Source organism: Candidatus Izemoplasmatales bacterium (assembly GCA_041649275.1).
Classification (GTDB): domain Bacteria; phylum Bacillota_I; class Bacilli_A; order Izemoplasmatales; family Hujiaoplasmataceae; genus UBA12489.
In genome coordinates, this window is sequence record JBAZNL010000025.1 from 1 (window position 1) to 13,917 (window position 13,917).

At 63.6% G+C, this 13,917-nt stretch carries 10 protein-coding genes; 2 read left to right on the plus strand and 8 right to left on the minus strand.

The genetic code is table 11. The features are described from left to right. The 8 genes from WC509_08800 to parE all read right to left on the minus strand — a co-directional run. Nucleotides 1-1,885, minus strand: a 1,885-nt coding sequence (locus WC509_08800) for a bifunctional (p)ppGpp synthetase/guanosine-3',5'-bis(diphosphate) 3'-pyrophosphohydrolase (GenBank protein ID MFA5007539.1), incomplete at its 3' end; no start/stop codon positions are given. Nucleotides 1,886-1,915: 30 nt separating this feature from the next. Then, complete coding sequence (locus tag WC509_08805) at nucleotides 1,916-2,428, minus strand: adenine phosphoribosyltransferase (GenBank protein ID MFA5007540.1); 513 nt, start codon at nucleotides 2,426-2,428, stop codon at nucleotides 1,916-1,918. A 4-nt stretch (nucleotides 2,429-2,432) separates the two neighbouring features. Then, nucleotides 2,433-4,535, minus strand: coding sequence for a single-stranded-DNA-specific exonuclease RecJ (gene recJ / locus WC509_08810; protein MFA5007541.1), 2,103 nt, complete (start codon nucleotides 4,533-4,535; stop codon nucleotides 2,433-2,435). 75 nt (nucleotides 4,536-4,610) lie between these two features. Beyond that, nucleotides 4,611-5,432, minus strand: a complete 822-nt coding sequence (gene nadC, locus WC509_08815; protein ID MFA5007542.1) for a carboxylating nicotinate-nucleotide diphosphorylase — start codon at nucleotides 5,430-5,432, stop codon at nucleotides 4,611-4,613. Nucleotides 5,433-5,436: 4 nt separating this feature from the next. Further along, nucleotides 5,437-6,525, minus strand: a complete 1,089-nt coding sequence (locus WC509_08820; GenBank protein ID MFA5007543.1) for a hypothetical protein — start codon at nucleotides 6,523-6,525, stop codon at nucleotides 5,437-5,439. A gap of 158 nt (nucleotides 6,526-6,683) precedes the next feature. Then, nucleotides 6,684-7,925: a hypothetical protein gene (locus WC509_08825; GenBank protein MFA5007544.1), complete on the minus strand. Its 1,242-nt coding sequence runs from the start codon at nucleotides 7,923-7,925 to the stop codon at nucleotides 6,684-6,686. Between the two features lie 76 nt (nucleotides 7,926-8,001). Further along, nucleotides 8,002-10,677 (minus strand): DNA topoisomerase IV subunit A, encoded by a 2,676-nt coding sequence (gene parC / locus WC509_08830; GenBank protein ID MFA5007545.1) that lies wholly within the window; start codon nucleotides 10,675-10,677, stop codon nucleotides 8,002-8,004. Further along, on the minus strand, nucleotides 10,677-12,617 hold the full coding sequence (parE, locus tag WC509_08835) for a DNA topoisomerase IV subunit B (protein MFA5007546.1): 1,941 nt from the start codon (nucleotides 12,615-12,617) through the stop codon (nucleotides 10,677-10,679). Before parE ends, parC begins: the two co-directional genes overlap by 1 nt. 111 nt (nucleotides 12,618-12,728) lie before the next feature. On the opposite strand from parE, the gene plsY reads away from it, so the two are divergent. Further along, the gene (plsY, locus tag WC509_08840) at nucleotides 12,729-13,370 is read left to right on the plus strand and encodes a glycerol-3-phosphate 1-O-acyltransferase PlsY (protein MFA5007547.1); all 642 of its coding nucleotides are present in this window, start codon (nucleotides 12,729-12,731) and stop codon (nucleotides 13,368-13,370) included. 124 nt (nucleotides 13,371-13,494) lie between these two features. After that, nucleotides 13,495-13,917: hypothetical protein (locus WC509_08845; protein MFA5007548.1), on the plus strand; the 423-nt coding region annotated here is incomplete at its 3' end.

The following is a 13,917-nucleotide window of genomic DNA, read 5'->3' on the forward strand; positions in this document are numbered from 1 at the left end:
AGTTCTTCCGGTGGACGGCGATCCCGGCGCCCTTCGTGACGTAGCCGACGATGTCGTCGCCGAGCACCGGCGTGCAGCAGTGCGCGAGCTTCACGGACGGGTTGGTGAGGCCTTCGACGACGATGTTCACGTCGTTGTGGACGGTGCGCGTCTTCTGCGCGCGCTTCGTTTCCGGGACCTTGTTGATGGCCTCGATCAGCTGTTCCTCGGTGACGGCGTCGCGGCCGGTGAGGGCGTTGATCGCGCTGATCGGGGAGAGGATGTTCTTGCCGATCTCGTAATACATGTCCTCGACCGACTTGACGCCCTTGAGTTCGAACAGCTTCGCGCAGGTCTCGTCGGAGAGCTCGATCTTGAGCCGGCGGGTGTCCAGTTCGGCCTCGAAGTCCTCCTTGCCCTTCTCGACGAGATAGTCGCGCTTCTGCTTGTTCAGGAAGTTCTTGATCTTGGCGCGGGCGTTCGAGGTCTTGGCGATCTTGAGCCAGTTGTCGTTCGGGCCGACGGCGTTCTGCGAGGTCTTGATCTCGACCACGTCGCCGGTCTTGAGGGTGTATTCGAGCGGCACGATCTTGCCGTTCACGATCGCGCCGACGGTCTTCTCGCCGAGCTTCGTGTGGATCCGGAAGGCGAAGTCGAGCGGCGTCGCCCCGGCGGTGAGGTCGATGATGTCGCCGTTCGGGGTGAAGACGTAGACGTTGGCGTTCAGGATGTCGTCGGTGAAGATGTTCAGGATCTCCTCGTCGGAGTTGGACTCCTCGGTGTAGCGGATCAGCTCGGAGTACCAGCGCAGCTTCGAGGAGACGATGTCCTCGATGTTCTTCCTAGACGCGCCCTGGCCCTGCGACTCCTTGTACGCCCAGTGGGCGGCGACGCCCTTCTCGGCGATCTCGTCCATCTCCTTGGTGCGGATCTGGATCTCGTAGATCTTGCCGTGGAAGACGACCGTCGTGTGGAGCGACTGGTACATGTTCGGCTTGGGCATCGCGATGTAGTCCTTGAAGCGTCCCGGGACCGGGACGAACTTGGAATGGACGATGCCGATCGCGCGGTAACAGTCCGAGATCGAATCGACGATGATGCGGAGCGCGAGCAGGTCGTTGATGTCCTCGAACTCGAGGTTCTTCATCGTCATCTTGCGGTAGACCGAATAGATGTTCTTGATCCGGCCGTTGATCGTGAAATGGAAGTTCTCGCTCTCAAGCAGGCTCTCGAGCTCGGCATTCATCGCCCGGACGTCCGCCTCGCGGTTTCCCTTCTTGTCCTTGATCAGGTGCGCGATCTCGTCGTACTGGTCGGGATAGAGGTACTTGAAGGCGATGTCCTCGAGTTCGGCCTTGAGCCGGTACATGCCGAGGCGATGGGCGATCGGGGCGAAGATGTCGAGCGTCTCGCGGCTGATCCGAAGCTGCCGCTCCGAATCGAGGTGCGAGAGCGTCCGCATGTTGTTCAGGCGGTCGGCGAGCTTCACGAAGATGACGCGGATGTCCTTGGCCATCGCGAGCACCATCTTCTGATGGTTCTTCACCTGTTCCGACGCCTTCGAGCCTTCGTAATGGAGGAGGTGCAGCTTCGTCAGACCCTCGACGATGTCGGCGACGTCCTCGCCGAAGATCGCCTTCAGTTCCTCGAACGTCGTGTCGGTGTCCTCGAGCAGGTCGTGCATCAGGCCCGAGGCGATCGTGATCGGGTCGACCTGGTACTCGGCGAGCGTGACGGCCACCTGGACCGGATGGACGATGTAGGGCTCGCCGGACTTGCGGAGCTGTCCGGCGTGCTTGTCATAGGCAAAATCGAACGCCCGGCGGATGAATCCGAGGTGTTCGGGATTGGTGAGATAATGGGAGACGGCGTCGCGGAGCGGCTGGAAGATCTCGTCTCGCGTCACAAGAACACCTCCTTCGGTCGATGTCTTCGGTCAGTAGGTGATGAGCGCCTTGACGGGCAGGCCCTTGAGCTTCGAACGGCCCTCGAGGTCGAGCAGTTCGACGAGGAACCCGAGACCGACGACGATCCCGCCGGCCTCCTCGACGAGCCGGATCGTCGCGCCCATGGTCCCGCCGGTGGCGAGGAGGTCGTCGACGATGACGACCCGCTGGCCGGGTCTCACGGCGTCGGAATGCATGCACAGGGTGTTCTTCCCGTACTCGAGGTCGTAGTCGTAGGCGATCGTCCGGCGCGGCAGCTTGCCCGGCTTGCGCACCGGGACGAAGCCGACCCTGGCGGCGTAGGCGACCGCGGAGCCGACGATGAAGCCGCGCGCGTCCGGACCGACGACGAGTTCGGCCTCCTTCTCGCGCACGAACGCGGCCAGTTCGTCGACGGCGGCGGAGAACGCCATGGCGTCGGCGATCAGCGGCGTGATGTCCTTGAACTGGATTCCCGGGATCGGGAAGTCGGGAACGTTCTTGATGTAGTCTTCGTATCTCATGGGGTCATGCCTCCAACGACGCGGTCAGTTCGCGTCGGATTTCGGTTTCGGTCATGCGGGTCAGGCGGGCGATCTCGGCGGCGGCGCCGACGAGGTCGCGGTATCGTTCGGATTCGGTCAGGTTCCGTTTCGGCGCGTCGCGGCGGACGGCGACGGACGCGTCGTCGGCCTCGGCAAATCCGAGTTCGCAGAACGCGGCGAGGACCGCCTCGACGAGCCAGGCGGGCGCCCCGACCTGGGTGCGGAAGGCGTCCTTCTCCCAGCGGTCGCGCTTCTGGAGGACGCGGAACCAGGACGCAAGCCCCTCCTTCGACACGATCCGCGCCGTTTCGGCGGAATCGATCCCGAGGGCGAGCACGACGGTGCCGGGGGATTGGCGCCGCAAGGCGACGGACAGCGGACGGTTGCGGTAGACGAAGCCGTCGTCGAGGACGACCGCCCCGGGTCCGTCGGCGAGATGCGGTACGGCTTCGAGATAGCTGGCGCGGTCGCGGTAGTCGAGCAGCTGGAAATGCCGGCATTCGAGGTCGCGGATCATGATCTGGATCGATTCGCGGTTCTTCCAGGAGTTGATCGAGAGACCGCCGACGATCGACACGCGGTCGCCGGGAACGAGGTTGTAGTAGAGGTCGAGGTCGTTGAACACGACCGCCTCGACCTGCCGGATCCCGTCGGTGACGACGAACTTGGCGTGCTTCCCGGCCATCGTCTGCTTCGAGACGACGGACAAGTCGGAGAACAGGAAGGTGGCGGTGAAGAAGCTGTACTTCTCGAGCCGCTTCACGGTCGGAACCGAGATCGTCGAGAGTTTCACGGCCATGTCGTAGTCGAGCCGCGGCGGGACGCCTTCGGCGCCGGCGCCCCCGAGACGCTCGCGGAGCGCGGGGATGTTCTCCTCGGGAACCGTCAGGCCGGCCGCCTGCGAATGGCCGCCGTACTTGACGAGCAGGTCGGCGACGCCGTCGAGGAGCGTCAGCACGTTGTCGTCCCCGAAGGCGCGCATCGAGCCCTTCCCGACGCCGTCCTCGAGGTTGATGACGACCGTGGTCTTCTGGTACTTCTCGGCGATCTTCTGGGCGCAGATGCCGATGACGCCCTCGTGCAGGCCGCGCGCGGCGAGCACCTGGACGCGCTTCGTCGGATCGACGAGGCGCTCGCAGGCGACGTACGACTCCTCGGTGAGGTCCTTGCGGAGGACGTGGCTCGCCTCGACCTCGCCGATCAGGCGGGAGACTTCCTCCTCGTCGTCGGAGACGAGCAGGCGGACGGCGTCGCGGGCTTTTCCGAGACGGCCGGAGCTGTTGATCTTGGGGGCGATCTTGAAGGCGATCGCGGTCTCGTTCACCTGGTCGAGGTGGGAGTACTGGAGAAGCTTCCGGAGACCCGGGATCCGCGTGTCCTTCAGCCGTTTCAGACCGAGGTTGACGAGCGCCTGGTTCTCGTCGTCGAGCGGCATCAGATCGGCGATCGTGCCGATCATGACGAGGTCGAGGAGGTCGTCGAGGTCGGATCCCGTGACCGCCGCGGCCAGCTTGTAGGCGACGGCGACGCCGGCGAGGTCCTTCCAGGGATAGTCGGGCGAGAGTTTCGCGTGGACGATCGCGAGCGCCGCGGGGAGCGATCCCTTGGTCTCGTGGTGGTCGGTGACGATCGTGTCGATCCCGGCGGCGGAAAGGGCCGCGATCTCGCGGTCGCAGGAGACGCCGTTGTCGACGGTGACGACGAGGCCGACGCCCGCCTGGGCGATCGCGCCGACGGCGTTCATGTTGAGGCCGTAGCCCTCGCTGAAGCGGTCGGGGAGGTCCCAGTCGACGTTCGCCCCCGCCTTCCGCAGGGCGCGGTAGAGGACGCTGATGGCGGTGATCCCGTCGCAGTCGTAGTCGCCGTAGATCAGGATCTTCTCGTTTCGGCCGATCGCCGTCCGGATGCGGGCGACGGCGTCCTTCATTCCCGAGAGCCGGAAGGGGTCGTGAAGCGCCTCCTTGCCCATGCCGAAAAACCGGTCGGCATCGTCGATGCCCCGGTTCTTCAGGATGTGTTCGTAGATGCGCTCGTCGGGGACGATCCCGGGGACGCGCGCATGCCAGGCGTATTTCGCTTTGAGCACCCTAAATCACCATTTTCCCAGACAACTTATTATATCCAAATCGATCTCGATTGACTAGTGGAATCGTACTTTTTCTCACTGGAAGCGAAGCGACACGTCGAGCGATTCGAACGAGTGCGTGAGCGCGCCGACGGAGATGTAGTCGACGCCCGTCGCGGCCACCTCGGGGATCCGGGAAAGGGTCATGTTCCCGCTCGCCTCGAGCTTCTTCCGTCCCGCGTTCAGACGCACGCATTCGGCCATCGCCGGCGTTCCCATGTTGTCGAGCATGACGATGTCGGCGGCGGTCGCGACCGCCTCGATGAACTGCGCGACGCTCTCGACCTCGACCTCGACCTTGATCGCGGCCGGGACCTTCGCCTTGACGATCGCGACCGCGGCGGAGATCGAGCCGGCGGCCTTGATGTGGTTGTCCTTGATCATCGCCATGTCGGAGAGGCTCTGGCGGTGGTTCATCCCGCCGCCGTCGGCGACCGCCCGCTTCTCGAGGAAGCGCAGGGACGGCGTGGTCTTGCGGGTGTCGAGGATCCTGGCGTTCGTGCCCGCCGTCGCGGCGACGAACGCGGCCGTCTTGGTGGCGATCCCGCTCATCCGCTGGAGGAAGTTGAGCGCGATCCGTTCCGCCTTGAGGATCGAGGCGGTGCGGCCGAAGACGACGGCGACGACGTCGCCCTTGAGGGCGCGTTCGCCGTTGTGCCTCTTCTCCTCGAAGATGGCGTCGGGATCGACGATCGAAAAGACGCGGCGGGCGACATCGATCCCGGAAATGACGCCGTCCTGCTTGGCGATGAAGTGCGCCTGCGCCGTCTGGTCGGTGAAGAGCGCGTCGGTGGTGACGTCGCCGTCCGGCATGTCTTCGCGGATGGCTTCGAGGATCAGTCTGTCGAGTCGTTCCATGGGGTCATCCCTCCAATTCCAGGTTGAGCTGCTTGATCGAGGTCTTCTTCGGTTCCTTCTTGTAGAGCTTGATCCACTTGGCGCTGCGACCGGTGCCGAGCGGGCGGATCTTGTGTTCCTCCTGCATCCTCTTCAGGGTGCGGTTGATGGTCGAGTCGGAGATCAGCGGGTGCTTCTGGCGGATGTCCTCCTTCGAGAACACCTCGGGGAGCTTGTCGATGGTGTTCTCGACGTAGTCGGACTTGCGGATCTCGAGCTTGGACTCGTAGTCGTAGTCGCGTGCGTTCTCGGCGAGGTCGACGTAGAGGTCGCGGTACAGCTGCAGGAACAGCCGGTGCAGGGGCATGATCTCGGCGAAGCCCTCGTTCCAGTTGAAGCGGGTGCGGTCGAGCGCCGCGCGGAACTCCTGGAGCCGGACGAAGAACTTTCCGAAGAACGGCACGTACCGCGCCGCCGCGAACAGGTCCTGCCGGCAGAGGATGTGATAGATCAGGATCGCGACGGCGTCGTGGTCGTCGTAGCGGTAGACGTCGAGGTTCATGTAGTCGACGACGAAGTTGAGGTAGAGGAAGGAGCGTTCGTGCTCGTTCTTCCGGAGGGCGGCCGCAAACTCGTTCATCAGCTGCTCGAGGACCTCGCGCTTCGACGAGGGTTCCGCCTGGAGGAGCGAATGCTTCGCCTTCTCGACCTTGCGGTAGCCGAGCTGATCGGCGGAAAAATACCCCGCATAGAGGAGCTTGACGAGGTCGTTGACCTCGGTCACGTTCAGCTTGAACGGCTCCCGCCCGGGATGATGGATGATCGAGAAGACGGTGACGATGTTCTTGTAGAGCTGTTCCGCCTTCGTCTTGGCCCGCGAGGACTCGAGCGAAAGCGACTTGAGCCGCGCCTCGGGGATCTTCAGGTCGGCGAAGAAGCACTTGTAGAAATGATAGGCCTCCTGGAGCGCCAGCTGCTTCGCGAGGAACTCGAAGTCGGGCGAAAAGAGCGCCTGGTAGTAGTCGTTCTTCCCGATCTCGATGTAGAGTCTGAGCGAGGCCATGGTCACGTCCGACGGAACCTGGATCCGCGGGAGGTTGGCGATGCACTTCATACGATCACCCCGCACCATTATAGCAGAATCCGAAACGAAATGAAACGATTATCGCGTCGAATCGATTGCATTTCGCATAAAATCATATTCAGAAACCTATCATTGAACCCGTTTTCATGAAAAAGGACGGCCGAAGCCGTCCTTTTTCATATTCATCGTCAGGAAAGGATCCCGACCACGGTCGCGATGTCGAAGGTTTCCGCCGACCAGCCGAGCCCGTCCTGGTACCACTGTGCCGACGACAGCTGGTCCGCCGACGCCTCGACGCCGTGAGGGTCGGTTGCGGCGAAGAGCGACTGCGTCATCCGGAAGCAGTCCGTGAGGACGACCTCGGACTGCACGAAGGCCGCGATCCCGCCGAAGCGGAGGGAGAGGTCGGCGGAGGGGGCGACGGTCAGCCCGACGCGGAAGACGGAGGTCGAGGCGGATCCGTACCAGAGTTCGCCGGCGAGGCCGCCGACGTCGACGGCGGAACCGCCGACGACGATCGTCGCGTTCGCGAAGCAGTCCTCGACGAAGCCGTCCTGGAGATAGCCGTAGAGCCCGCCGGCGGATGCCATCGTGCCCGCCGCGGTGACCGTGAGGGCGGTGTCCGCATAGCACCGCACGGTCTCGAACGTGACATCCTCGAGGGTGTCCGCGTGCGCCTTGAGGAGACCGCCGAAACCATGGCCGACGAGACCGCCGACGTAGGCGCGGTAGACGGTCGCGGTGCCGACGACGGACACGCGGGCGCCGCAGTCGGAGAGGACGACGTTGGCCGTCCGGCCGACGAGGCCGCCGGCGGAGAGGAAGTGGTCGGCGACGGCGTCGACCGAACCCTCGGCGTAGGCTCCCGAGATCGTCGAGGCGACGAACTCCGAGGTCGTCATCGTCGCCGTCGTGTAGGAGGCGGCGAAGCCGGCGAGGAGGCCGACGTAGGAGGACGAGGACGTGTTCACGGCGACGATGTCGCCGTAGACGGCGCAGTCCGCGATCGATCCGGTCGTGTGGGCGGCGAGCCCGCCGACATACAGAAGACCGTCGTAGGCGACGTCGATCGCGAAGTCCGCCAGGGTCAGGTTCTCGAGATCGCCGGTGACGCTGCCGAAGAACCCGACGAACCCGCCGTTCTCGGCCGTGATCGAGTAGTTCGAGATCGTATGGCCGGCGCCGTCGAAGCCGCCGGCGAACGGATCGTCCGGGGTCCCGACGGGGATCCAGGAAAGACCGCCGAGGTCGAGGTCGGCGGAAAGGACGTAATGGTCTTCGTTGTTCATCGCGACGAGCTCGTCGACGGTGGCGATGACGACCGTTTCCGGTTCCGCGGGCGCGGCCGTCGTGGTCGTGACGCCGTAGAAGTCGCAGCCGGCGAGGCCGAGGACGGCCGCGAGGGTGAAGAGGGTGAGCGCTTTTTTCATGGGATTCTCCTTGATCGGGGATAACGGTATGATAGCACGAAGCGGGGAAAACGGCGGTGAGAAATCGGTGAAATCGTCAGAAGAGCGTCTGCTGGACGATCGTTTCCTTCTCGGCGGCGTCGGGATCGTCCTCTTCCGCGCTTTCGGCGGCGTGGGTGTTCAGGATCTTCTCGAGGTCGAGCATCACGTCGTCGGCGTCGACGGCGGGTTCGGGGGGGATCGCCGCGGGTTCGGAAGCGCCCGCCGAGGTCGGTGCCGGAGCGGCGACCGCGCGGTCGCGGATCAGCTTCATCAGGATCTCCTCGGCGCCGGCGCGGTCGGCTTCGTCGCAATAAAGCGCCGTCGGGACGACGTCCTTCTCGAGGTAGGGCGCGCCGTGCTCGAACTTGTCGGGCTTGAGGTCGGCGCCGGGAACGACCAGGACCGACTTCGCGGTCACGATCCGGAAGGTCAGGCGCTCGCGCAGGTGGAAGACGTTCTGGCAGGCGGCGCCGACGAACTCGTAGGGGTTGGTCTTGACGTTCTTCAGGTAGGCCTTGCCCTTCGCGGGGCGCCGCGAGGCTTCGATGTTCTGGGTGAACTCGCGCTTGATCGCGCCGCGGTTGGTGAGCAGGATCGTCTCGTCCTTGGTCGATTCGGTCGCGAAGGCGGCGCCGACGAGGTCGTCGTCGCGCAGGTTGATGCCCTTCACGCCGCGGGCGGAGAGGCCGAGGACGGGGATGTCGGTAAGCGGATACTTGACGATGTAGCCGTTCTTCGACGTGACGACCACGAAGGCGTCGTACGGTCCCGACAGGTCGATCGCCGCCAGGGGCGCGATCCTTGTCGCCGGCATCGCCTGGTAGGTGCGGTTGATGCGGGCGGGGACGAACTCGGCGAGGGGCACCTGCTTGATCATCCCCTCGCGGGTCGCGAGCAGGACCGTCGCCGGCCTGGCGAAATCGGAGACGACGAGGAAGTCGATCGTCGTCTCGCCGGGCGAGAGCGGCACGAGGGCGCCGACGTAGTCGCCGACCTCGCGCCACTTCCGGTCCGGGATCTTGTAGACGGGAAGGTGGATGAAGTTGCCGAGGTCGGTGAAGAGGAGAAGCGTCGAGCGGGTGTTGACCTGGAGCTGGCGAACGATCGCGTCGTCCGGCTTGAGGCCGGCATCGCCGTTGGTGGTCGCCAGCACGGACTTGATCGAGGAGCGCTTGAGGTAGCCGTCGCGGGTCAGGGCGACGACCACGTCCTCGTGGGCGATCAGGTCCTCCTCGGCGATCGCGACCTTCGCGATCTCCTCCTTGATCTCGCTCTTGCGCGGGACCGGATGCTTGTCGGAGAAGGCCTTCAGTTCCTTCTTGATGACGCCCTCGAGCTCGTTCTCGTTCTTGAGGATCTTGTTCAGGGCGGCGATCAGGCGGACCAGGTCGGCGGCCTCGGAACGCATCTCCTCGACATCGGTGTTGGAGATCCGGTAGAGCTGGAGGGTGACGATCGCCTCGGCCTGGAGTTCGGTGAAGTTGAAGTTGGCGATCAGGTTCTCCATCGCCGCCTTCTTCCCGTCGGAGAAGCGGATCGTCTGGATCACCTCGTCGAGGACGTCGACCATCTTGAGGAAGCCCTCGACGATGTGGCGGCGCTTCTCGGCCTTCTGGAGGTCGAAGTTGGAGCGGTTGCGGACGACCTCCTTCTGGTGGACGACGTAGCCGTCGAGGATCTCCATGAGCGACATCTGCTTGGGCGACTTGTTCGCGATCGCGACCATGTTGTAGCTGTAGGAGAGCGAAAGGTCGGTGTTCTTCATCAGGTAGGCGAGGACGACGTCGGGGGAGATGCCCCTCCCGATCTCGACGACGATGCGGAGGCCTTCGCGGTCGGACTCGTCGCGGACCTCCTCGATCCCGTCGATCTTCTTCTGCATGCGGATCTCGTCGATCTTGCGGACGAGGTCGGCCTTGTTCACCTCGTAGGGGATCTCGGTGACGACGAGCTGGGCCTCGGAAACGGCCACCTTCGACTTCATCACGATCCGGCCGCGGCCGGTGGAGAACGCCTTTCTGATCTCGGGGACGCCCTCGACGATCCCGCCGGTCGGGAAGTCGGGACCCTGGACGATGCCGAGGAGATCGTCGACGCCGCATTCCGGATGGTCGATGCGGTAGAGGACGGCCTCGATGACCTCGTTCAGGTTGTGGGGCGGGATGTTGGTGGCGTAGCCGGTGGCCATGCCCATCGCCCCGTTCACGAGCAGGTTGGGGAACTTCGCCGGGAGCACGACCGGTTCGTACTCCTCGTCGTCGAAGTTCGGGACGAGGTTGACGGTCTTCTTGTCGATGTCCTGGAGGATCGCCTCGGCGAACGGCGAGAGGCGGGCCTCGGTGTAGCGCATCGCGGCGGCCCCGTCGCCGTCCATCGAGCCGTTGTTGCCGTGCATGTCGATCAGGACGGCGCCCGACTTCCACCACTGGCTCATGCGCACCATCGCGTCGTAGACGGAGGTGTCGCCGTGGGGATGGTACTTGCCGATGACCTCGCCGACGATGCGGGCCGACTTCTTGTAGGGCTTGTCGGAGGCCATGCCGAGCTGGTTCATGGCATAGAGGATGCGGCGCTGGACCGGTTTCAAACCGTCGCGGACGTCCGGCAGGGCGCGGTCCTGGATGATGTACTTGGAGTATTTGCCGAAGCGGTCGCCGATCAGGTCCTCCAGGTTGGTCTGGATGATCTTCTCCTCGACGAACTTCTCGACCTTGTTCTTGACGGAGGCCATCATGCGCCCTCCCCGATCTCGTAGTCGTCCTCGTCGGCGAACGAGACGTTCGTGTCGATCCATTCCTTGCGCGGCTCGACGTCGTCGCCCATCAGGATCGAGATCCGGTTCTCGGCGTCGGCGAGATCCTCGACGTGGACGCGGATGAGCGTGCGCGTTTCCGGATTCATGGTGGTGTCCCAGAGCTGGGGCGCGTTCATCTCGCCGAGGCCCTTGTATCGCTGGACGTTGTAGGTCTTGAAGGCCTTGCAGAGTTCCTCGCGGTCCTCCTCGGTCCAGGCATATCGGACCTCCTCCTTCTTGCCGATCCGCGTGATCTTGTAGAGCGGCGGGAGGGCGATGTAGACGCGGCCCGCCTCGACGAGCGGACGCATGTAGCGGAAGAAGAACGTGATCAACAGGACCTGGATGTGGGCGCCGTCGGTGTCGGCGTCGGTCATGATGATGACCTTGTCGTAGTTGGACTTCTCGAGTTTGAAGTCGCCGCCGAGGCCGGCGCCGACGGTCGCGATGATCGTCGCGATCTCCTCGTTCTTGAGGACGTCCTCCATCTTCTGCTTCTCGGAGTTGATCACCTTGCCACGAAGCGGCAGAATCGCCTGGAAGCGGCGGTCGCGGCCCTGCTTGGCGGAGCCGCCGGCGGAGTCGCCCTCGACGAGGAAGAGTTCGTTCACCTTCGGGTTCTTGGTGCCCGCGGGGGAGAGCTTGCCGGAGAGGATCGTCTCGGTCTTCGAGACCTTCTTCACGAGCCGTGCGTCGTCTCTCGCCTTGCGGGCGGCGTCGCGGGCGTTTCTCGCCATGAGCGCCTTCTCGACGAGCGAGGAGGCGAGTTGCGGCGATTCGACGAGGAAGGTCATGAGCTGCTCGTTCACGACCGTCTCGACGGCCGGACGGGCTTCGGGCGAACCGAGCTTGTTCTTCGTCTGGCCTTCGAACTGGAGGAGGTTTTCCGGGATGCGCACGGAGATGATCGCCGTCAGGCCCTCGCGGATGTCGGCCCCGTCGAGGCCTTCGTCCTTCTCCTTGATCAGGTTCATCTTGCGGGCGTAGTCGTTCATCACCTTGGTGAAGGCCGACTTGAGGCCGGTCTCGTGCGTACCGCCGTCCTTGGTCCGGACGTTGTTGACGAAGCTGATGATGTTCTCGTTGTAGATCTTGGCGTACTGGAAGGCGACCTCGACCTCGATCTGGTTGGCCTTGCCTTCGAAGAAGTGGGTCGGATGGACGACCGTCTTGGACGTGTTCAGGAAATCGACGAAGGCCTTCAGACCGTCGTTGTACAGATACGTCTCGCGCACCTTCGAGCGCTCGTCGACGAGCTGCATGCGCAGTCCCTTGACGAGGAACGCGCTCTCGCGCAGGCGTTCCTGGAGCGTCTGGTAATTGAAGAGGGTCGTCGAAAAGATCGTCGGATCGGGCTTGAACCATACTTCCGAGCCGACTTTCCGCGACTCGCCGATGACGATCAGGTCCTTGACCTTCTTCCCCCGCTCGAAGCGCATCTGGTACATGAGGCCGTCGCGGTGGACGGTGACCTCGAGGAACTCCGAGAGGGCGTTGACCGCCGAGGCGCCGACGCCGTGGAGGCCGCCGGACACCTTGTAGGCGCCGCCTTCGCCGCCGAACTTGCCGCCGGCATGGAGTTTCGAGAAGATGACTTCGACGGCCGACATGCCGGAGCTGTGCATGTCGACGGGCATGCCTCTGCCGTCGTCGGTGACGACGATAGAATTGTCTTCCTTGACGACGACCTTGATGTTCGAACCGTACCCCGCCAGGACCTCGTCGATCGAGTTGTCGACGATTTCCCAGACGAGGTGGTGGAGTCCGCGGGCGTCGGTGCTGCCGACGTACATGCCGGGGCGCTTGCGGACCGCTTCGAGGCCTTCGAGGATCTGGATCGATTGGGCGTTGTAGACGTTCGTGATTTTCTCGCTCATGCCGATGTCCCCTTTTTTCTCTCTTCCATTATATCAAAACTTTCACCGTTTTTATACTTTATTTCAGCCGTGCGCGTGTTATAATGTTGCCCATGGAAAGGGGTGCCGCCCATGGATTTCGCTCTCCTCGTCATCGCCTATCTGCTCGGCTCGATTCCGTTCTCGCTGATCCTCGGACTGCTCTTCAAGGGCAGGGACATCCGCAAGTACGGCAGCGGGAATCTCGGCACCACGAACGCCTTCCGCGTCTTCGGCCGCCCGATCGGCTTCGCCGTCCTCGCCGCGGATACGCTGAAAAGCGGACTGATCGTCTTTCTCATCCTGCATACGCGCCTGTTCGAAGGGCAGGAGCTCTTCCATCCGCTCGTCTACGGCGTCGCCGGCGTCTTCGGGCACTGCTTCCCGGTCTGGCTCCGGTTCCGCGGCGGGAAGGGCGTCGCCTCGTCGTTCGGACTATTGCTTGCGTACGAACCCCTGCTCGCCCTCGGTCTCCTCGGCGTCTTCCTTGTTGCGGAGTACCTGACGCGCTACGTCTCGGTCTCCTCGACCGTCGGCGCGCTGGCGGCGGTGCTGTTCGTGACCCTCAGGCATGTCCTCTGGAAACCCGACCTCGCGCTGGTCGTCGCGACCGCCGCGGTGACGGCCGTCATCGTGGTCCGCCACCGCGCGAACTACCGCCGCCTCCGGGCCGGCACCGAGAACAAGGTGCACCTCTTCGACCTGCTCGACCGCATCTTCAAGAAGGCTTCCTGACGGGGAAGCCTTTTTCGATGTCTGCGCGACTGACGATAAAAATAACACCATATTTTCACAATTCGTCAATATCAAGGCCCCGTCAAACGTATATTTGATGAAACCTGAAGGGAGGGTTCCAATCATGTTGTTCAAGAAAAGCATCATCGGATTCGCCATGGCGGCGATCCTCATCGGCCTCTTCGTCGGCTGCGGGACCGTCTCGGCCGATGACACCTACGTCACGCTCGACATCAACCCCAGCATCGATCTGACCGTCTCCGGCAACGACAAGGTCCTCGATGCGAACGCGCTCAATGAGGACGGCGAAGTCCTGCTCCTCGAACTCGACCTGATCGGCGAAACCTCCGCCGACGCGCTCGAGATGATCATCGACAAAGCCATCGAACTGGGCTTCATCGACATCGAAGCCGCCGAAGCCGTGGTCTCCGTCTCCACGATCTCGGAAAACGCCGAACTCGGCGAGACGGTCCGCACCCGCGTGAAGGAGTCGATCGACGAGGCCTTCATGAACCGCGGGATGATGGGCAAGGCCATGGACAAGGCC